Below are 18,842 nucleotides of genomic sequence, written 5' to 3'. Positions count from 1 at the left end.
GCGATCAGAGTGCCGCGCGCGTTGCCAGCCCGGATTGTTCCGCCAAACGTGCGGCGACCGAGGCCACGGCAAGATCCTGCAGACCAACGCCGGTGCCATCGAACAAGGTGATCTCATCGTCGCTAGTGCGACCTGAATGATCAGAGTTGATGACTGCGCCAATCGGCGTAATCGCAGTCTCGAGCAGAGATCCGTCGGACACCGCGTGCTGCGCCTCGCCAATCGAGATCGACTGGGCAACTTCGTCGGTAAAGACGGTGGCGGAAGCAACCAACGCGGCATCGACCTCTTGCTTGCCTTTTGTATCCGTCCCCATGCAGGCCAGATGCGTGCCAGGCTTGATCCAGTCTTTCATCAGCAATGGCTCGAACGCCGAGGTGATGGTAATGATGACATCCGCCTGCGCACCGAGCTCTTCCTGAGTGACAGCCTCGAACTCCAGACCGATTTCACGCGCCACTTCGCCCAGTCGAGGCAGCATCTCGGGATGCGGATTCCAGGCGACAACTTTCTCGAACTTGCGCTGTTCGGCTGCGGCCCGCAGTTGGAAGGCCGATTGGTGGCCTGCGCCAACCATGCCAAGCACTTTGGAATCTTTGCGCGCCAGATGAGCGATCGATACAGCCGACGACGCAGCGGTGCGCACAGCGGTCAGGTAGTTGCCGCCCACCAGCGCCGACAGCTGACCTGTTTCAGGGTCGAACAGAAAGACGGTGGATTGGTGATTGGTAAGGCCACGGTCCATATTGCCTGGCCAGTACCCGCCGGATTTCACGCCCAGAACCTGACCTGCGCGGTCGAAGCCGGATTTGAACCCATAAAGCGCGTCAGCATAGCCGATAGCCTCGCGGATGACCGGAAAGTTATAGGCGTCACCACGTGCCATGGCGGCAAAGACATCCTGTACCGCGTCAAATGCATCGCGGCGGCCAACAAGTTGCTGGCACAGGTCTTCACCTACAATCAGCATACCCTTTTCCGACATATCTTTCATAACCTTATCCTTGTGATTGCAGGGATTTGTCCGGGCGGCACGTGAAGGAGAGACTGCCGCCCGGATCATGTGCGGCAGCTTAGAAAGCTTTGCCGCGCGCGGAGACTGGCCAAAGGCTTTCAACCTTGCCATTCCGCACACCCACATACCAATCATGCACATTGGCGGTCGGGTCACAGTGGCCCGGCACCAGATGCAGCTTGTCATTCACTTTCAGAACGCCATCCGGATCAGCAACAACGCCGTGCTCGTCCGAGCATTTGACGTATTCCACATCCGTGCGACCGAAAATCACCGGCAGGCCACTGTCGACCGACTGCGCTTTGAGACCCGCGTCCACGATCGCCTTGTCCGCTTTGGCATGGCTCATGACGCTGGTGAGGATGAAGAAGGCATTCTCCCACTCACCCCGGTCGATGCGGTTGCCCTCCTTGTCGAGGATGCGGCCATAATCCGCGTCCATGAATGCGTAGGATCCGCATTGCAGTTCGTTATACACGCCCGAGGTGCTCTCGAAGTAATAGGACCCGGTACCGCCACCACCGACGATATCACACTCCAGCCCTGCTGCCTGGAGTCCATCCACGGCGTCTTTCACCTGCGCCACGGCAATGTCGATTTTGGCCTTGCGGTCCTCATAGATATCCATGTGCTGCATCGCACCCTGATAGGCCTGGATGCCAGAGAATTTCAGCCCCGGGGCCGCGTCGATGGCCTTAGCGATGGTGATGACATCGGGTGTCGTGGTCACACCGCAACGGCCCGCGCCGCAGTCGATCTCGACCAGACATTCGATCTGAGTACCGTGGCGCTGCGCGGCCTCTGACAGATCGGCAACGTTGTCGATGTCATCAACACAGCAAATCGTGCGCGCACCCAGTTTGGGCATACGCGCCAGACGGTCGATCTTAGCAGGATCGCGCACCTGGTTCGAAACCAGGACATCCTTGATGCCGCCGCGGGCAAAGACCTCTGCCTCGGAAACCTTTTGGCAGCACACGCCGCAAGCTCCGCCCAGTTCGACCTGCAACTTGGCCACGTCGACGGATTTGTGCATCTTGCCATGCACCCGATGGCGCATACCGTGGGCTTTTGCGTAATCGCCCATTTTCTTGACGTTGCGTTCCAGTGCGTCCAGGTCCAGCACCAGCGCTGGCGTTTGTATCTCGGACGCGTCCATGCCGACAGCGGCGGGGATGTCGTAACCGACCTCAAGCTGATCGATGTTTACAGGCATATTCATCTCTCTTCCTCCTCAGCCCTTGAACCAGGGCAATTTGTCCAGATCCACATTGCCGCCGGTGACGATCACGCCGACGCGCTTTCCCTTGAACACCTCGGGATGCTTCAGGATGGTGGCAAGCGGCACAGCGCAGCTGGGCTCCATCACGATGCGCAGGTATTTCCAGGTGATCTTCATGGCATCGATGATCTCTTGCTCGCTGGCGGTGTGAATGTCGCGCACGAAGTTCGATACGAAGTGCCAGGTGTTTTCCTTAAGCGGCACTTTCAACCCGTCGGCGATGGTAACCGGCGCGTCATCAGCAATGATGTGCCCCGCTTTGAAGCTGCGATAGGCATCGTCAGCCTGTTCGGGCTCAGCCGCATAGATCTTCACCTCGGGTGCCAGATTCGACAGGGTCAGGCAGGTGCCCGAGATCATGCCGCCGCCACCAATCGGCGCGACTACCGCATCCAATCCGTCGGCCTGTTCCAGCAGCTCGGCCGAGCAGGTCGCTTGCCCTGCAATCACACGAGGATCGTTATAGGGATGCACAAATTCACCACCCGTCCGGGCCTGCACTTCGGCAAACACTGCCTCGCGCGAGGTGGTCGAAGGCTCGCATTCGGTGATGATCCCGCCATAGCGGCGCACGGCATCCTTCTTGGCCTGCGGCGCAGTGCGCGGCATCACAACATTGCACGGAATGCCCCGGCGACCGGCGGCATAAGACAGGCTGAGCGCGTGGTTGCCGCTGGAATGGGTGCAGACCCCGTGCTTGGCCGCTGCATCGTTCAAGCCAAACACGGCATTGCACGCACCGCGAACCTTGAAGGCGCCAGCCTCTTGAAAGTTTTCGCACTTAAAGTACAGGTCGGCGCCCGTCAGGTCATTGAGATACTGCGATCGCAGCACGGGTGTACGATTGATATGGGGCCGAATACGATCATGCGCAGCGCGCATATCCGCGATTGTCAGGCTGTCTGCTGTGGTCAACGAGTCCAACATCTGGTCCTCCTTACGCTGCGGATTTCAATGGGGCGGCATCGCCAGAGCGGAAGTATTCCTGTGCCGCTGCCACACCGCTGCCCAGCTTGATCGGATAGTTCAGATCAGCCATGGCCATTTCGATTGTCGCAAGGCCCGACAGAACCATCACATCCGTAAGACTGCCCAGATGGCCTATGCGGAAGGCTTTGCCGTTCATCTCGCCCAACCCGATGCCAAAGCTGACGCCGTAGGCATTGAAGGCATGGTCGGTCAGGGCGTTACTGTCATAGCCTTCGGGCACGTAGATTGCGCTGACAGTGTCCGAATAGAGCTCGGGCGACTGCGCCACCAGCTCGAGCCCCCAGGCCGCGGTGGCTTTGCGCACGCCTTCGGCCAGGCGGGAGTGGCGGGCATAGACGTTGTCGAGCCCTTCTTCGAACAGCATCTTGAGGCTTTCGCCCATGCCATAGATCAGCTGCAACGGCGGTGTATACGGAAAGCCACCGGATGCGTTTGCGTTCATCATATCGCGGAAGTCAAAGAAGGTGCGAGGCAGTTTGGCTGTCTCCATCGCTGCCAGCGCCTTGGGGCTGACGCACAGGATTGCCATGCCGGTCGCCAGCATGAAACCTTTCTGCGAGCCTGACACCGCAATATCAACGCCCCAGTCATCGAATTCGAAAGGCATCGAAGCCAGCGAACTGACACAGTCCACGAACAACATCGCCGGGTGATTGCTGGCATCCATTGCCTTGCGCACCCCTGCAATATCCGAGCGTACGCCCGTCGCAGTCTCATTATGCGTAACCAGAACGGCCTTGATCTCATGCCCGGTGTCCGTAGCCAGAGCCTCTGCGAATTTTTCGCTCGGCGCGCCGCTGCCCCAGGGGCATTCGATAATCCGAACGTCCAGACCATGACGCTGGCACAGATCTATCCAGCGATGGCTGAACATCCCATACCGCGCGACCAGAACCGCGTCACCGGGGCTAAGAGTATTCGTGATCGAAGCCTCCCACCCTCCGGTTCCGCTGGCCGGGAAAGTGATGATTTGACCTGAGGCGGTCGAGAACACCTTTTTTGTGTCTTCCAGCACCGGGGCGAATGTTTCCACAAAATCCGGTGCTCGGTGATCCTGGGTTTGAACCTGCATCGCCAGACGCAGTCGGTCAGGAATGTTGGTGGGGCCTGGGATAAAGACCGGGTTTTGGTTTGACATTGCCTTTTCCTCCAATTTGGTAAAATTATCTTACCAGTTTTGAGGTTTTGCAATTTTTTCGAAAATATTTTTTGGTTTGTGAAAAATGAACGCAAACCCCTGAAAACGATGGCCATGATGATTTTTCATTTTTCAGGTTAATTGGAGCATTAATGAAAAATCCTGCCCCTGCGATAAGAAATTTCCTGTCAAGGTGGCGAAAAATCTGCACATGAGAATCAGAAACGCGACTACGACACAAAGCAAAGGCGCCAAGTCGCACCCGAAGTGTGCTTGACATAATAGTTCAACAAACGAGCAGCTTTAACCGCTCGCTCAGAGTGATCCAGTTTTTATCAGGAAATTCTGCAATAGGTGTAGACGCCTCAATTCAGATAGATTTGCAAGGCAAACTGGTTCAGCAAACCTCGCTGGGGCGCCTACATCTTCAAATATGCGATGCCTGGTTTAATCGCAGGCTGCAGTGACAATCATTTCAACTTTCAGAACCTCACGCGCCAGCTTTGCTTCTCCGCAGGCGCGGGCCGGGGCGTGGCCCTCAGGGACCCAAGCGTCCCAGACTTCGTTCATCTCGGCGAAGAAAGACATATCAGATAGCCAGATTACACATTGTAGGATACGGGTTCTATCGCTGCCTGCCTTAGCTAGTAGATCATCAACCTTGGCAAGGATTTCACGCGTTTGCTCTGCCGCAGTTTCTGCATCCGAGGTTTGGCCGCAAAAGTAGGCGGTACCGTTGTGCTTGACGATCCGGCTCATGCGTGTGCCGGTCTCGATACGAGTAATGGTCATTTTTTTGTCTCCAGTTACAGGACCTTGCGGTCGAAGCGATCAATGCGAAATCGCGACAGGTTAAACCGGCTTTGGCCACCAGTGACAAGATCGGCCATGACATGTCCAACAACCGGACCCATCTGGAAACCGTGGGCCGAAAAGCCAAAGGCGTGAAACGCACGGCTAGCGTTCATGGCAGGCCCTATGACAGGTAGGTTGTCTGGCATGTAAGCCTCAAGACCGGCCCACATCCGATTGATACTTGCCGTTCGCATGATGGGAAAGAAATCGGCAGAAACGCGGCAAGCAGCGGCAAGTTTGGCATAGTCGAGCCGGGTTCGGTTGTTGTCGCGATCGGCGAAGCCTTTGGCTCCACCACCGATCAGCACGGTGCCATTATCGAACTGTTTGAAACTCAGCTGCCGGCTGACCGCCCCCACAACAGGTTTGGCAAAATGCGGCATCCGCGCAGTGATCATCAGCATAGGCGCCGCGTGGCTGAGGGGCACGTTATCGCCGATCATCATCGCTATCTTGTCTGCCCAAGCGCCAGCGCAATTTACGACAATTTCGGCCTCAAAGGACTGATTTGCCCCCTGTCCCAACCAGCTGTTTCCGACCCGGCGCAATTGCTGAATCTCTTCGCCTTCAATGATGGTCGCGCCCAGCCCTTGGGCTGCGCGCCGAAATGCAGCTGTCGCTTTGTAGGGGATCGCGTAGCCATCGAGTTCCGAGACTACGCCGCCAACGCAATCCGGGTGCACATGAGGCAACCGATCCCGCAGCTCGGCTTGATCAATAATGCGCTCATGCGTGTATCCTTCGGCCTGCATGGCATCTTCACGAGACCGAAGTGTTGAGATGTCTGCATCATCTGCCGCAATGTTAATCAGAGTCTGACGCCGAAATCCTGTCTCAAAACCCAGGTCCTGATCCAGTGTTTGCCACATTTCCATTGATGCTTTGGACAGCGGCACCTCGGCCATATCCCGTCCCAGCAAGCGAACACCGCCTGCGTTTACGCCCGAGGCATGGCGGCCCGAGTAATCTTTTTCGACCACAATAGCCGAAACGCCCTTACGCGCGAGGTGATATGCCGTCGCGCAGCCCTGGATGCCGCCGCCGATAATCAGTACATCCGATTTCATTCAGCAGCCTCCGCGGTAACCGTCTCATATCGGCTTAACTCATCCAAAGTCAGCAGGCGCAGGGGGCTGCGCAAGCGGTAGTATCCAACCGTTTCAGGGGTTTCCTGACGCCATTGTGCAAGCAATCCGGCCACCACATGACCGCATTGACGACCCTGACAGGGCCCCATGCCACAGCGGGTCAGGGATTTGAGCGCATTTGGATCGCGCGCACCCTGTTTGAACCCCTCGCGCAGGTCCCGCAGAGTCTGTTCTTCACATCGGCAGACCACCGTGCCAGGATTGTTCGGCAGTCGCAGCGGGTCAGTTGGTTGGTAAAGCGTGTCGATGAATCTGCGGAAAGATTTCTGCGCGGCAAGCAATGCCAGATCATGTTTTGCTTCCTGATCCCGCTGCAAACGCGTCAAGTGGCCCAGGCGGTACAAGATATTTGTAGCTGCAAGGTGACCAGCCGCTTTTGCCGCATCAGCCCCGATAATCCCCGCACCGTCACCCACAACCGAAACGTGCGAGACAGAACTCTGGCCGAAATCATCTACCGAGACCTGCCAGCACATTTGCTGCGCGTTCCAATGATGATCCAGTTCCATCGCGCGGGTCATGTTCAAGTTAGGTTGTACCCCATGATGCAGAAACACGGTGTCTGCGGGGATTTCATGGGTTTTTTCTCCAACTGAAAATCGCAAACCTTTCGCTTTCTCCTGACCCAGAACCTCAAGCCCCTCGGCAAAACGATAGGTCGTAACGCCAGCGGAACGGATTTCGCGAAGCAGAGACAAGCCTTTGCTCAGCTGCAACGATTGCCTCAAAGCTCCGGGCAAAAACGGAGCCGAGGCAGCATAATGTTGCCGGAGTGTGGTATCGACAAGAGCAGCGATTGGAATGCCAAGCCGCAAATATTGGGCGACAATCAGATAGAGCAGCGGGCCAGACCCTGCAAACACCGCACCCTCTGCCACAACAGCATCGGATTTCAGCATCACCTGCGCAGCGCCCGCAGTCATGACCCCAGGCAGCGTCCAGCCTGGAATTGGCATCGGACGTTCCATCGCCCCGGGGCATAGCAGCATCTCGCGGCACTGAAGCTCACGTGTTTCGCCATCATGTGAGAACAATACTCGACCATCATCGCCCAGATGCCAGACATCTGCCCCACGATAGTAAGTGAGTTCAGCGTCTTCGAATTCAGCGATGAGGGCAGCACCTATGGTATAGTCAGGTCCAAGCACCGATGCATCCGGCAGCGGGCTTTCGGAAGCGGATCGATAGATTTGCCCCCCGGCACGCTCGGCGCGGTCCAGAACGGCGACGCGTGCGCCACCCTTCGACAGGGTGATGGCAGCAGACATGCCCGCAGGGCCCGCGCCTACAATTGCGCAGTCAAACGCCTGCATTATCAGCCTCGGACCGTTCGGTAATGCTTTGGGTGGCAACCGTCATTCCGTCCGCCACGCGGCGCAAACAGGCCTGCTGGTTTGGAAGACCATCAATTTCCATCAGACATTCAAAGCAGACACCCATGGCGCAATAAGCGCTGCGCGCTTCACCCGACAAAGCCGCCTTCCGCGTTTCGGATTGGCCGGCGACGACCATGGCGGACCAGACAGATTGTCCCCGGCAGGCGTTGACAGCCTGTCCGTTGATGATGAGCGTCACTTGATCTTGGTCCGAGGTGTCTTGCAAGGATCTGAACACTTGGCAGCCTCCATAATAGGTTCAGGGCGAGGCGCCGAGGGAGTAAGGCGCCCTGCCCTTGGTTCATGATCAGTTGCCGATCTGATCGAGGATTGATTGCCCCCAATCTTGACCAACATCTTCCAGAACCTGCGGCCAGACCTGTTGCCGCACATGCGCAGCGGTCGCGGCCAGTTCTTCATCTGTCAGTGAAACGATGGTGGCACCGTTCTCGACCAGCTTCTGCTCGAACGCGCCCTGATCTGCTTCGGCTGTTTCCCAGCGCTGTGCTTCGAACTCCAGCGCCGCTTCTTCCAGTGCAGCGCGGTCATCGTTGCTCAGCTCGGCCAAGGTGCCCGAGTTTATGATCATGTACCAAACTTCGAAATGTGTATTCACCGGGACGTAAGATGTGGTCACATCACGGAAAGAGGCATAGTAGCCTTCCGCACCCGATCCAACGACGCCGTCAACCACGCCGGTTTGCACAGCAGTGAATGCTTCCGAGAACGGGATCGGGGACGAGATGTAACCCAGAGCGTCGGCAGTCAGCTGAAAGCTCTTGATGCCGGGCACCCGCACCTTGATGCCTTTGGCCGAGGTCGGATCGCCCGGGTTCACAGCATCCGTGTTTAGCGCAACACCACCGAAATAAACCGGATAAGCGGCCAGCATGGTGATGTCCTGCTTGGCATAAAGGTCCTTCATCGCACCGTGGATCGCACCGCCTGTGCCATAGATCTTTTTCGCTTCGTCCCAGTTTGCCGCAACATATGGAAAGGCCGAGATCTGCATACGGCGATCTACGGCCGTGGCTGCGGGCTGAACGGCCATGTCGATCGCACCGACCGAGATGCGCTCTTGCACTGAGGTGTAATCACCAAGTGCCGATGCGGGAAACAGGTTCAACTCCAGCGAGCCGTCAGTTGCCGCAGACAATCCTTCGGCAAAGACGCGCAGTTCGTTATCAATGGTCGCACCCTGCGGGCGGATGTGGCTGACCTTCAGGCTGTCCGCTGTGGCAACACCGGCGGTTGTCGCAAGAGTGGCGGCAAGGCAGGTGGATTTCAGAAAGTTCATCATGGATAAGTCTCCTCCGTAAGTGATGAAGTGGGTGGCTTAGTAGCCAAAGAAGCGGGGCAGCCACATCGACAGGTCCGGCCAGAAACTGGTCAGAAACACAACTGGCAGATAGCCCAGCAGGATGAGGGTCATGGCCGGGCGGATTACTTTGGTAACCGGCACCTGACCGATGCGCGCGCCGAGATACAGGATTGAGGCATAAGGTGGTGTCACCCCGCCCATCGCGGTATTCACACCCATGATTGCGGCAAACTGGATCGGGCTGACACCGATCGCCTGCATCAGCGGCAGAAGCAGCGGCGCGATCAGAATGATGGCGGTGACATCATTCACAACCATGCCAACCAGAAACAGCAGGATATTGATCAGGATCAGCAGCAGAACCTTGTTTTCGGTCACTGAAAAGATCGCCTCGACAATCGCTTGTGGAATACTTTCCAAAACGAACATCTGGCTCAGGATCATCGAGAATAGGATCATCAGCATGATCGCACCCACGGATGTGGCGGCCTCTTTGCCTGCACCAAAGAAGGTGCGCATGTCCAAACCCTTGTAGATTAGAAAGCCAACAGGGATCGCGTAGATCACCGCAACGGCAGCGGCCTCGGTCGGGGTCATGATGCCCCCATAGATGCCACCCAGAATAATCACTGGCATCAGCAAGGCAGGCGTTGCTTTTAACCCGCGCGACGTTGCCTCAGAGACAAAGGCCCCACCTTTCAACGGCTCGTCCAGTTTAAGCGGGAACTTGCGCGCCATGCGGATGTTGACGACCGAGAAGCTAGCCATGATCAACAAGCCAGGGCCGAGTGTCGCGAGGAAACAAGCCAGGATTGAGGTGTCCGTCACCCAGCCATAAACGATCATCGTGACAGATGGCGGGATCAACAGCCCCAACAAGGACGCATTTGCGATCAGTGCCGTGGCGTATTCGCGAGGATAGCCTTGCTTTTCCATCTCTGGGATCAACAGCGGACCAATCGCAGCCACACCCGTCAGTCCCGAGCCCGAGATCGCACCGATCAGCGCACAGGATACGGTGGCCACGACGCCCAGGCCACCACGCAGATGCCCGATGAAGATGTTGACAAAGTTCAGAAGGCTGGCCGCAATTCCCGAGACCGACATGATCGTGCCGGCCAGAACAAACAGCGGAATGGCCAGCAACACAGGATTGCCCAGTTGCTGGAAACCCCACAGCATGTTGCCTTTCATCACAACGTCCCCGGCGAAATACATCACCATCAGACCCGCGCCAAAACAGTAGGGCAGCGGGACTCCCAGGGTCAGCAGAATGACCAGAACCAGTACGGCAAATAGCGCAATCTCGATCATTTCGCGTCTCCTTCGGCAACCGGGCCGCTTGTGGGGAAAAACAATGCGCGCAGGTGCATCAGCAGATGCATGGCGGTAAAGACCATCATCAGAACCATTCCGGCAAACAGTGCGACATCGACATAGAAGGTTGGCAGGTACAGCGTCGGACTCTCACGCCAGACGCGGATCGAGTATTTGGTGAAGTCCCACGCCCACGTGGTCAGCCAGATACCAACAACCAAACTGATAACTTCACCAATGACCGCCAGCACTTGATGCTGGCGCTCGGTCGACAGAAAGATCTCGAGCACATTTGCCCGAATATGCGTGTTCTCGCGCGATGCGTTGACCGCACCCAGCATGTACAGCCAGAGGGTCGGGTACAGCAGGCTTTCTTCCAGACCCATGACCGGGATTTCCAGCACATAGCGCGTGATCACCTGAACAAATTGGCCCAGGGCTACAAGGCAGATCAGCACTGTCAGCAGGACGCTTGCGAAGCGTGTCATTTCCCCCTCCGTCTTTGCGAATACAGGTCGCATATTCGTGAAGGGAAACCTTGCGAGTGACCATCATTAAGTCAAAGCGATAAAATTGATCATCAAATAAAGTTACTTTATATGGTGGTGAAAACAGTAAAGTTAACAACACCTCATGAACCTTAGCATTCGACAATTACAGGCCTTTCGTGAGGTCATGCGCACCGGATCGGTCTCGGACGCGGCGCGAATCCTTGGGCGGACCCAGCCAGCTGTGAGTGCTTTGATCGCAAATCTGGAAGCCGAACTGGAAATCGCATTGTTCCGTCGTCAACGCGGCAAGATGGTTCCAACACCCGAGGCGCAATACTTCGTGACCGAGGCCGAGGCGATCCTCGACCGGCTGGCGCTTTCCACCCGAACAATGCGCGAGATCGGCGCATTGACCAAAGGCCGCCTGAACATCGCCTGCATGCCTGCGGCAGCCAGTATGCTGATGCCACAACTGCTGGGGGATTTTCTAAAAGATAAACCGGATGTCAGCGCCTCACTAATGATGCGCGCCTCGCCCGTAATCGAAGAATGGGTCGCCTCGCAGCAATATGACATCGGGCTGGGTGAAACGCCAAAACCGACAGCGGCCATCGAGACAATTGACTTTCAAATGCGATGTGTCTGCGCCGTCCCGGCAGACGATCCGTTGACAGAACTGGACGTCATTGAGTCGCAGCACCTGTCAGGCCAACCAATGGCAGGACTGCAAGAAGGTCATCCAAACCTGATCGCAACGCAACGAGCCTTCAAAAGCCAAAAGGCCAGGTTCGAACACCGGTTCGAACTTAGAACCTTTCAACCGGCATTGACTTTGGTGGAGCGTGGCCTTTGCTACTGTATCTGTGATCCGATCACTGCAGCTGGCTACATCAATATGAGACGCGCCCCGAGTCTAGTCATGTTCAAAGCCTTCCGACCCCATGTTGTCTTGAACGTTTCGATAATGCGCCCAGCACATCGGCCACCATCCGCATTGGCGAGGGACTTTGTTCAACAATTGGAGTCGGCTTTGAAAGAGATCAATGAACAGTATTGAATAGCGCTCAAACGAAGAGCGTAATCGGAGCAAAGAAGCCATTGCTTGACCACAAAACGCACTTCACCCCGGCTGGCTGCGCCTGTAATCTGCCATCCAAGCAACCCTGAAAGGAGCCGCGCCATGTCCCTGTTCTCAAAACTATTCGGTGGCGCTGAAATGTCAGAGCCAGAGCCGGTCGCATACAAAGGATTCGAAATCTTCCCAGACCTGATAGCCGAGGGTGGCAAGTATCGCCTGTCAGCCCGTATCGAAAAGACCATCGACGGAGATCGCAAGCACCATGTGGTGATCCGAGCGGATGTCTTTGAAAACCGTGATCAAGCGGAAAGCTTCAGCATCGCCAAGGCAAAGCAAGTGATTGACGAACAGGGCGACAATATTTTCGATGCAAAAACCCAGCCATCCTAAGTCCGTGCTGGGATCGGTGAATGCCAAATAATCGGCGTACGCGAGACGCCTAAGATCAGGCTCTAGCATGCAAATTAACTAGCAAGCTCTGAGAGGCCTTGCGACACTGGTAGTCTCAAGGTCCCTGAGGGGGCTGGGCAGCAAAGAGTTGATATGAGGCCCATTAACGAAGCTCCTAAACATCCTATTAGCACTCAGCCCAGATCGCTTCCTACAAATCAAGACAACTACTCTGACGCAGCTCCTGATGAATAGAAGAAAGCAATCGCTTGGGCCCGGTTGCGGACAGCTAGCTTCTCGTAAATATTTGAAAGATGAAACTTCACAGTGTTAGTTGATATCTGCAGTTCTTTTGAAAGTTCCCGATTGGAAAGTCCTTTTGCCAATGCCTCCAAAATGGCGAGCTCCTTGCGCGAAAGCGTTTGAAGCGGACTGTGTTGCACAGTACGGACATCAATATATGGAAACACCATCTTACCTTCGGCGACATCAATGCAGGTATCCAACAAGCTATCTATCTCGCCGGAACGAGGCGCAAATCCTGCCGCACCGGCTTGCATAGCCAATCGGGCAACATCACCAGCCTCATCGCCGTAGACCACAAACCGCGGCGCGCTTTCTTGTTCGCGCAATACTTCAATTAGCTTCGCGGCGCCCAGCGCAGGCAATTCCCAGGATACTACGCAGACCTTAACGGGGACTCGCATGACTGCGCCCAGAAACCCTTCGGCAGTTGCGGATGTCGCGACAAGTGAAAATCGCGAATCACGTTCAAAAATCTCAGACATTGCGGACAGAACTAGGGGGTTGTTGTTCGCGAGCATTATGTCGATCGGTGGACGCGTTGCCTCAGACATTGATTTTTCACCTTAATTTCCAAAAACAACCCAAATGGGTAGGTGCTAACTCGGTATACATCCGTATATTTACCTGTTTAGGTAGGTAATTTCCCGCCTAAATAGATATGCTAAAGCAGTAGTAAGTTACGTTGCGTCTTGGCGCAAGGATCGGTTTCTCTTCACAAGAATGCGACAATTGGTGCGCTCTGCGCTCCCGTCGCCGAGGAGGATCGCAATGACTGTTCAAATCTACCCGACGCTTGAGATTCCAGCGACTCTGGCGGCAGGGCCCGGGCCGGGAAACACCGACGCTCGAGTTCTTCAAGCGTTTGCGAACGCCGGGACAGCCGATCACATGCAAGGCGACGTTCTGCGCGGCATGATCGAGTGTAAACACATGCTGCGCGAGATCTGGGGGACGACCAACACCTATACATTTGCGATTGCAGGCACTGGCTGGAGCGGTCTGGACGCCATGTTCTCTGCGGTGATGCCCGGCGATAAAGTTGTTGCCTTCAACAACGGCACTTTTTCGGGGATTGACGCGCTGACGCTGCGTATCAAAGCGGCCACGCCTGAGGAGCACGCAGCAAACCCTCTGGACCCGCAAGCAGCAAGTGTAACAGTAATCGACGTTCCACACGGCCTATCCGTTACTGCCCAGATGGTTGAAGACGCCTTGGCGCAGTATCAGCCGAAATGGGCTTTCATGGCGCATTGGGAAACCGGTTCAGGCCGGATCAACGATCTGCGCGGCTTCTCAGACGCGTGTGTCCGCAACGGCGCTATGGGTCTGATCGATGCGGTCTCATCGCTGGGCGTGGCCGAATTCAGGATCGACGATTTCCCCGGCATAGTCGGCTGGGCGTCCTGCCCTCAGAAAGGCTTGTGCTCTCTGCCGCTGACCTATGCGCCGGTCAGCTTTGCCAACGCTTATATCGAAAGCCTGAAATCTACAGGAGCTTACAGCTATGTCCACAACCCTATCTTCGAAGCCCGCCACTGGGGCATTGTCGATGGGCAGGATGTGGACAGAGGAACCTATCACCGAACGCATTCGGGCTATGCAGTGGCGGCCTTTCACGAATCCTTGCGCCTTACATTGCGGGACGGGCTGGCCAAGCGGGCGCATTCCTACCGAACGCATGAGGCCGTTCTGCGCGATGCGGTTACCGCTATGGGCTGTGAGGTCACATCAGACATGCCAAGCCTCGTGGTGCTGAACCTGCCGCCCGAGCTGGCAGGTCGCGAGCTTGAGCTGGTGCAGAATTGCCGGGCCCGCGGTTTTGGCATCTGGCCAACACTCAGCGCTCCGGTCCAAGTACGTATCGGCATTCTAAATCAGCTAAACCGTGATGCGGTGAGCCACATTGTGCGTCTGTTTGGCGAAGCGATCCGAGAGATAGGGGGCATCGTGGATGCGGATGTGATCGAGGCGCTGCTGGAAAGCCGGTACGGCACATCAATTGCGGCCTGAACGCACTGCATGAACGGGAGGATTGCAGATGGATATTCATGAGTATCAAGCGAAAGAACTTCTTTCGAATTTTGGTGTTGAAACGCCTTTGGGGGGGTTGGCCTATAGCCCCGAGCAGGCAGCCTATCGTGCTCGCGAGCTCGGGGGCGACAAGTGGATCGTCAAGGCACAAGTCCATTCCGGCGGTCGTGGCAAAGTGGGCGGCGTCAAACTGTGCAATTCAGAGAGCGAAATTTACGATGCCTGCGATGCCATGTTCGGTCGCAAACTGATCACACATCAAACCGGCCCTGAGGGCAAGGGCATCTACCGAGTATATGTTGAATCTGCAGTTCAGATCGATCGCGAAATTTACCTGGGTCTCGTCTTGGATCGTTCGAGCCAGCGTGTGATGATCGTAGCGTCTTCTGAGGGTGGCATGGAGATTGAGGAGATCTCGGCCGAGCGACCGGACAGCATCGTCCGCTCTATCGTCGAACCCGCTGTTGGTCTGCAGGAATTCCAAGCGCGCGAGATTGCCTTCAGCCTCGGGATAGAGCCCCGTTTGGTGCAGCATATGGTACGCACCTTGCAGGGCTGCTATGCCGCCTTCAAAGAGCTTGATGCCACCATGGTTGAGATCAACCCTCTTGTGATTGCAAGCGATGATCGGGTGCTGGCACTCGATGCCAAGATGAGTTTTGACGACAATGCGTTGTTCCGGCATCCCCAGATTGCGGAATTGCGTGACAAAAGCCAGGAGGATCCGCGCGAAAGCCGTGCAGCTGACCGGGGTCTTTCTTATGTCGGGCTTGAGGGCAATATCGGCTGCATCGTAAATGGCGCCGGATTGGCGATGGCAACCATGGACACGATCAAACTGGCCGGAGGCGAGCCCGCGAACTTTCTGGATATTGGCGGTGGCGCTTCACCCGAACGTGTCGCTAAGGCGTTTCGCCTTGTGCTGTCAGACAAGAATGTGCAGGCCGTTCTGGTCAATATCTTTGCTGGGATCAACCGGTGCGACTGGGTAGCCGAGGGTGTTGTCCAAGCGTTACGAGAGCTAGAGGTCGATTTGCCGGTTATCGTGCGGCTTGCTGGCACCAATGTCGAAGAAGGCCAAAAGATACTTGCCAAATCCGGCCTTCCAATCATCCGCGCAACAACCTTGATCGAAGCTGCCGAGCGCGCAGTTGGCGCATGGCGCAATGACCTGTCCCAAAACACCAAGATGAGGGCCGTGCAATGAGCATTCTTCTAGACCGCGACAGCCGTGTGATCGTTCAAGGCATCACCGGACGGATGGCGCGTTTTCACACCAAGGACATGTTGACGTATGGCACTAATGTCGTAGGCGGTGTTGTCCCCGGCAAAGGCGGTGAAACTGTCGAGGGCGTACCGGTCTTTGACACGGTAAAGCAGGCGGTCGATGCCACCGGCGCTGATGCCAGTCTGGTTTTTGTTCCACCGCCGTTTGCTGCTGACTCGATCATGGAGGCCGCAGATGCTGGTATACGTTATTGCGTCTGCATCACCGATGGCATCCCCGCGCAAGACATGATCCGGGTCAAGCGCTACATGTATCGCTATCCCAAAGACAAACGCATGGTATTGACGGGCCCGAACTGTGCGGGAACGATCTCACCCGGCAAGGCCTTATTGGGCATTATGCCTGGCCATATCTATCTGCCTGGGAATGTCGGAATCATCGGACGCTCTGGCACATTGGGTTATGAGGCGGCCGCTCAGCTCAAAGAGCGCGGCATCGGTGTTTCGACCAGCGTCGGCATTGGTGGCGACCCAATCAATGGATCATCCTTCCGTGACATCCTTGAACGTTTTGAATCGGATGAAGACACCGAAGTCATCGCCATGATCGGTGAGATCGGCGGCCCGCAGGAGGCCGAGGCTGCGGAGTATATTCGCGATCACCTCACCAAGCCGGTAATCGCCTATGTCGCCGGTCTGACCGCGCCCAAGGGCAGGACAATGGGCCATGCAGGTGCAATTATCTCCGCTTTTGGGGAAAGCGCGTCCGAGAAAGTTGAAATCCTGTCAGCCGCTGGCGTGACCGTTGCCGAAAACCCAGCGGTGATCGGTGAGACGATTGCGCGTGTCATGGGAAAGGCTGCGTGATGGTTAAACCTTCGGTCCTTGTCACGCGCCGTTGGCCTGCTGCTGTCGAGGCCCAGTTGGCCGAGTCCTATGATGCGGTGCTGAACACCGGCGACAAGCCTCTGTCACCGGCAGAAATCCGTGATGCGCTCAAGCACTATGATGCTGTGCTGCCAACAGTGACCGACACGCTGAATGCCGAGGCATTGGATGTGCCCTCAGCCCAGACCAAAATCCTCGCCAATTACGGGGTCGGCTACAACCATATCTGCGAACCCGTCGCGCGAGATCTAGGCATGACCGTCACCAACACCCCGGATGTATTGTCGGAATGTACTGCCGATCTTGCGATGACGTTACTTCTGATGGTGGCGCGCCGCGCTGGAGAAGGCGAGCGCGAACTTCGAGCAGGGGGTTGGACCGGCTGGCGGCCCACTCATCTGGTCGGTACCAAGGTTTCAGGGAAAACGCTTGGCATCATTGGTTTCGGAAGGATCGGGCAAGAGATGGCCCGACGCGCGCATTATGGTTTTGGTATGGATATCCTCGTGCAAAACCGCAGCGCCGTTGCCCCCGACGTGCTGAAGCAATGTAACGCCCGCCAGGTTGAAACGATTGACGACCTGCTGCCGCAATGTGATTTCGTTTCGTTGCATTGCCCAGGTGGAACCGCTAATCGGCATCTAATCAATTCGCGTCGCCTCGATCTGATGAAACCCGGTGCTTTTTTGATCAACACCGCCCGTGGTGAGGTGATAGACGAGTTCGCATTGATACAGGCATTGATGTTCGACGTGATTGGTGGCGTTGCTCTGGATGTGTTTGATGGCGAACCAAGGATCAGCCCAGATCTGCTTCAATGCGATAACCTTGTCATGCTTCCACATCTTGGCAGCGCAACGCGCGAGGCACGCGAGGCCATGGGATTTCGCGTACTCGAGAATCTGAGCGATTTTTTCGAGGGCCGTGAACCCCGCGATCGGGTGATCTGAGCGCAACCTGCACCGCCAAACATTGATTTCCAATGCGCCAGAGCAAGCGCGCCAGTCTGCCTTGAAAAGGAGATATCAACCGTGAATGCCCCGCTTCGTGATACCGGTTTCTTCACCCAATCGCTTGCTGATCGTGACCCCGAGCTGTTCGGCTCGATCACGCCCGAACTGGGTCGCCAACGCGATGAGATCGAGTTGATCGCGTCAGAAAACATCGTCTCGGCCGCCGTGATGGAGGCGCAGGGCTCGGTGATGACCAACAAATACGCCGAAGGCTATCCCGGACGGCGCTATTACGGTGGTTGCCAGTTCGTCGACATCGCTGAAAACCTTGCCATCGACCGCGCGAAAGAGCTGTTTGGCTGCGGCTTTGCCAACGTTCAGCCGAACTCGGGGTCGCAGGCGAACCAGGGCGTGTTTCAGGCGCTGATCAAACCGGGTGACACCATTCTGGGCATGTCGCTGGACGCCGGTGGGCACCTGACCCACGGTGCGCGACCAAACCAGTCGGGCAAGTGGTTCAACGCGGTTCAGTACGGTGTCCGCAAGGAAGACAATATGCTGGACTATGATCAGGTCGAAGCGCTGGCGAAAGAGCATCAGCCCAAGCTGATCATCGCCGGTGGCTCGGCCATCCCGCGTCAGATCGATTTTGCCCGCATGCGCGAGATCGCAGATATGGTCGGCGCTTATCTGCACGTGGATATGGCGCATTTCGCAGGTCTAGTCGCGGCAGGCGAGCACCCCTCGCCCTTCCCGCATGCGCAAGTAGCGACGACCACGACGCACAAAACCTTGCGCGGCCCACGTGGCGGCATGATCCTGACCAATGATGAAGATATCGCTAAAAAAGTGAACTCGGCGATCTTCCCCGGCATTCAGGGCGGTCCGCTGATGCATGTGATCGCAGGCAAGGCCGTGGCCTTCGGCGAGGCGCTGCGTCCCGAGTTCAAAAGCTACATCCAGCAGGTCGTGGCCAACGCGCAGGCGCTGTCGGATCAGTTGATCAAGGGCGGGCTCGACACGGTGACCCACGGCA

General features: G+C 56.5%; 19 protein-coding genes. 7 read left to right on the top strand and 12 right to left on the bottom strand.

The window, feature by feature from the left end; all coding sequences use genetic code 11:
• Positions 1 to 4: 4 nt before the first annotated feature.
• The 11 genes from bhcD to ACR0B3_RS21395 form a co-directional block, all read right to left on the bottom strand.
• A complete protein-coding gene (bhcD, locus tag ACR0B3_RS21445) occupies positions 5 to 970 on the bottom strand; it encodes an iminosuccinate reductase BhcD (protein ID WP_480810926.1) in 966 nt (321 codons plus the stop codon).
• A 103-nt stretch (positions 971 to 1,073) separates the two neighbouring features.
• Positions 1,074 to 2,237 carry a 3-hydroxy-D-aspartate aldolase BhcC gene (gene bhcC / locus ACR0B3_RS21440; RefSeq protein WP_480810831.1) on the bottom strand — a complete coding sequence of 388 codons (1,164 nt, stop codon included), beginning with the start codon at positions 2,235 to 2,237 and terminating at the stop codon, positions 1,074 to 1,076.
• 12 nt (positions 2,238 to 2,249) lie between these two features.
• On the bottom strand, positions 2,250 to 3,224 hold the full coding sequence (gene bhcB, locus ACR0B3_RS21435) for a beta-hydroxyaspartate dehydratase BhcB (RefSeq protein WP_480810830.1): 975 nt from the start codon (positions 3,222 to 3,224) through the stop codon (positions 2,250 to 2,252).
• Between the two features lie 10 nt (positions 3,225 to 3,234).
• Positions 3,235 to 4,425, bottom strand: a complete 1,191-nt coding sequence (gene bhcA, locus ACR0B3_RS21430) for an L-aspartate--glyoxylate aminotransferase BhcA (RefSeq protein ID WP_480810829.1) — start codon at positions 4,423 to 4,425, stop codon at positions 3,235 to 3,237.
• A gap of 447 nt (positions 4,426 to 4,872) precedes the next feature.
• Positions 4,873 to 5,217 carry a RidA family protein gene (locus tag ACR0B3_RS21425; protein ID WP_480810828.1) on the bottom strand — a complete coding sequence of 115 codons (345 nt, stop codon included), beginning with the start codon at positions 5,215 to 5,217 and terminating at the stop codon, positions 4,873 to 4,875.
• A 14-nt stretch (positions 5,218 to 5,231) separates the two neighbouring features.
• Positions 5,232 to 6,347: an NAD(P)/FAD-dependent oxidoreductase gene (locus tag ACR0B3_RS21420; RefSeq protein ID WP_480810827.1), complete on the bottom strand. Its 1,116-nt coding sequence runs from the start codon at positions 6,345 to 6,347 to the stop codon at positions 5,232 to 5,234.
• Positions 6,344 to 7,741 (bottom strand): FAD-dependent oxidoreductase, encoded by a 1,398-nt coding sequence (locus ACR0B3_RS21415; protein WP_480810826.1) that lies wholly within the window; start codon positions 7,739 to 7,741, stop codon positions 6,344 to 6,346. Before ACR0B3_RS21415 ends, ACR0B3_RS21420 begins: the two co-directional genes overlap by 4 nt.
• Complete coding sequence (locus tag ACR0B3_RS21410; RefSeq protein ID WP_480810825.1) at positions 7,728 to 8,042, bottom strand: (2Fe-2S)-binding protein; 315 nt, start codon at positions 8,040 to 8,042, stop codon at positions 7,728 to 7,730. The genes ACR0B3_RS21415 and ACR0B3_RS21410 overlap by 14 nt, the downstream gene beginning before the upstream one ends.
• A gap of 69 nt (positions 8,043 to 8,111) precedes the next feature.
• Positions 8,112 to 9,104 carry a TRAP transporter substrate-binding protein DctP gene (gene dctP, locus ACR0B3_RS21405; protein ID WP_480810824.1) on the bottom strand — a complete coding sequence of 331 codons (993 nt, stop codon included), beginning with the start codon at positions 9,102 to 9,104 and terminating at the stop codon, positions 8,112 to 8,114.
• 36 nt (positions 9,105 to 9,140) lie between these two features.
• On the bottom strand, positions 9,141 to 10,439 hold the full coding sequence (locus tag ACR0B3_RS21400) for a TRAP transporter large permease (protein ID WP_480810823.1): 1,299 nt from the start codon (positions 10,437 to 10,439) through the stop codon (positions 9,141 to 9,143).
• Positions 10,436 to 10,930, bottom strand: coding sequence for a TRAP transporter small permease (locus ACR0B3_RS21395; RefSeq protein ID WP_480810822.1), 495 nt, complete (start codon positions 10,928 to 10,930; stop codon positions 10,436 to 10,438). Before ACR0B3_RS21395 ends, ACR0B3_RS21400 begins: the two co-directional genes overlap by 4 nt.
• Positions 10,931 to 11,075: 145 nt before the next feature.
• Between ACR0B3_RS21395 and ACR0B3_RS21390 the strand changes: the two genes are divergently transcribed.
• A complete protein-coding gene (locus ACR0B3_RS21390; protein ID WP_480810821.1) occupies positions 11,076 to 11,990 on the top strand; it encodes a LysR family transcriptional regulator in 915 nt (304 codons plus the stop codon).
• Positions 11,991 to 12,113: 123 nt separating this feature from the next.
• On the top strand, positions 12,114 to 12,401 hold the full coding sequence (locus ACR0B3_RS21385; protein ID WP_480810820.1) for an HlyU family transcriptional regulator: 288 nt from the start codon (positions 12,114 to 12,116) through the stop codon (positions 12,399 to 12,401).
• Between the two features lie 227 nt (positions 12,402 to 12,628).
• On the opposite strand, the gene ACR0B3_RS21380 is transcribed toward ACR0B3_RS21385, so the two are convergent.
• On the bottom strand, positions 12,629 to 13,258 hold the full coding sequence (locus ACR0B3_RS21380; protein ID WP_480810819.1) for a LuxR C-terminal-related transcriptional regulator: 630 nt from the start codon (positions 13,256 to 13,258) through the stop codon (positions 12,629 to 12,631).
• A 217-nt stretch (positions 13,259 to 13,475) separates the two neighbouring features.
• On the opposite strand from ACR0B3_RS21380, the gene ACR0B3_RS21375 reads away from it, so the two are divergent.
• The 5 genes from ACR0B3_RS21375 to glyA all read left to right on the top strand — a co-directional run.
• Entirely contained in the window at positions 13,476 to 14,717 is a 1,242-nt protein-coding gene (locus ACR0B3_RS21375) for a pyridoxal-phosphate-dependent aminotransferase family protein (protein WP_480810818.1), read from the top strand.
• A gap of 28 nt (positions 14,718 to 14,745) precedes the next feature.
• Positions 14,746 to 15,945 carry a malate--CoA ligase subunit beta gene (locus tag ACR0B3_RS21370; RefSeq protein ID WP_480810817.1) on the top strand — a complete coding sequence of 400 codons (1,200 nt, stop codon included), beginning with the start codon at positions 14,746 to 14,748 and terminating at the stop codon, positions 15,943 to 15,945.
• Positions 15,942 to 16,832: a succinate--CoA ligase subunit alpha gene (sucD, locus tag ACR0B3_RS21365; RefSeq protein WP_480810816.1), complete on the top strand. Its 891-nt coding sequence runs from the start codon at positions 15,942 to 15,944 to the stop codon at positions 16,830 to 16,832. The genes ACR0B3_RS21370 and sucD overlap by 4 nt, the downstream gene beginning before the upstream one ends.
• Positions 16,832 to 17,803: a 2-hydroxyacid dehydrogenase gene (locus ACR0B3_RS21360; protein ID WP_480810925.1), complete on the top strand. Its 972-nt coding sequence runs from the start codon at positions 16,832 to 16,834 to the stop codon at positions 17,801 to 17,803. The genes sucD and ACR0B3_RS21360 overlap by 1 nt, the downstream gene beginning before the upstream one ends.
• A gap of 81 nt (positions 17,804 to 17,884) precedes the next feature.
• Positions 17,885 to 18,842 (top strand): serine hydroxymethyltransferase (gene glyA / locus ACR0B3_RS21355; RefSeq protein ID WP_480810815.1); only part of this gene is annotated, 958 nt, incomplete at its 3' end.

The sequence above is a fragment of the Ruegeria sp. CE9 genome (assembly GCF_056537425.1).
This window is presented reverse-complemented; position numbering and strand designations above follow the sequence as displayed.

Coding starts and splice junctions, on each gene's coding strand:
- bhcD (WP_480810926.1), bottom strand. CDS start 970: ATGCTGATTGTAGGTGAAGACCTGTGCCAGCAACTTGTTGGCCGCCGC.
- bhcC (WP_480810831.1), bottom strand. CDS start 2,237: ATGAATATGCCTGTAAACATCGATCAGCTTGAGGTCGGTTACGACATC.
- bhcB (WP_480810830.1), bottom strand. CDS start 3,224: ATGTTGGACTCGTTGACCACAGCAGACAGCCTGACAATCGCGGATATG.
- bhcA (WP_480810829.1), bottom strand. CDS start 4,425: ATGTCAAACCAAAACCCGGTCTTTATCCCAGGCCCCACCAACATTCCT.
- ACR0B3_RS21425 (WP_480810828.1), bottom strand. CDS start 5,217: ATGACCATTACTCGTATCGAGACCGGCACACGCATGAGCCGGATCGTC.
- ACR0B3_RS21420 (WP_480810827.1), bottom strand. CDS start 6,347: ATGAAATCGGATGTACTGATTATCGGCGGCGGCATCCAGGGCTGCGCG.
- ACR0B3_RS21415 (WP_480810826.1), bottom strand. CDS start 7,741: ATGCAGGCGTTTGACTGCGCAATTGTAGGCGCGGGCCCTGCGGGCATG.
- dctP (WP_480810824.1), bottom strand. CDS start 9,104: ATGATGAACTTTCTGAAATCCACCTGCCTTGCCGCCACTCTTGCGACA.
- ACR0B3_RS21400 (WP_480810823.1), bottom strand. CDS start 10,439: ATGATCGAGATTGCGCTATTTGCCGTACTGGTTCTGGTCATTCTGCTG.
- ACR0B3_RS21395 (WP_480810822.1), bottom strand. CDS start 10,930: ATGACACGCTTCGCAAGCGTCCTGCTGACAGTGCTGATCTGCCTTGTA.
- ACR0B3_RS21390 (WP_480810821.1), top strand. CDS start 11,076: ATGAACCTTAGCATTCGACAATTACAGGCCTTTCGTGAGGTCATGCGC.
- ACR0B3_RS21385 (WP_480810820.1), top strand. CDS start 12,114: ATGTCCCTGTTCTCAAAACTATTCGGTGGCGCTGAAATGTCAGAGCCA.
- ACR0B3_RS21380 (WP_480810819.1), bottom strand. CDS start 13,258: ATGTCTGAGGCAACGCGTCCACCGATCGACATAATGCTCGCGAACAAC.
- ACR0B3_RS21375 (WP_480810818.1), top strand. CDS start 13,476: ATGACTGTTCAAATCTACCCGACGCTTGAGATTCCAGCGACTCTGGCG.
- ACR0B3_RS21370 (WP_480810817.1), top strand. CDS start 14,746: ATGGATATTCATGAGTATCAAGCGAAAGAACTTCTTTCGAATTTTGGT.
- sucD (WP_480810816.1), top strand. CDS start 15,942: ATGAGCATTCTTCTAGACCGCGACAGCCGTGTGATCGTTCAAGGCATC.
- ACR0B3_RS21360 (WP_480810925.1), top strand. CDS start 16,832: ATGGTTAAACCTTCGGTCCTTGTCACGCGCCGTTGGCCTGCTGCTGTC.